Annotated in this window: 1 protein-coding gene; it reads left to right on the top strand. The window is 63.6% G+C overall.

What is annotated here, in order from left to right:
- A partial coding sequence (locus PQR62_RS25615; protein ID WP_408160901.1) for an NAD(P)/FAD-dependent oxidoreductase occupies positions 1–269 on the top strand: 269 nt, incomplete at both ends.

The raw sequence follows: 269 nt of genomic DNA, 5'->3' as shown, positions 1-269 counted from the left end.
CGCTGGCTGGGCCAGCAGGCCGAGGCGCTGGGCGTGGAAATCTTCCCCGGCTTCGCCGCCGCTGAAATTCTTTATAACGAGGACGGCTCGGTCAAGGGCGTCGCCACCGGCAACATGGGCATCAACCGCGAAGGCGAGCCGACCGGCGCCTTCCAGCTCGGCATGGAACTGCACGCCAAATACACCTTCTTTGCCGAAGGCGCGCGCGGCCATCTGGGCAAGCAACTGATTTCAAAATACAAGCTCGACGCCGGCCGTGATCCGCAGAC

Origin of the sequence: Herbaspirillum lusitanum (assembly GCF_046025995.1) — a bacterium.
GTDB classification, from domain to species: Bacteria; Pseudomonadota; Gammaproteobacteria; order Burkholderiales; family Burkholderiaceae_D; genus Herbaspirillum; species Herbaspirillum lusitanum_A.
The sequence above is the reverse complement of the archived record's forward strand: the minus strand, read 5'-3'. Positions and strand labels throughout refer to the sequence as shown.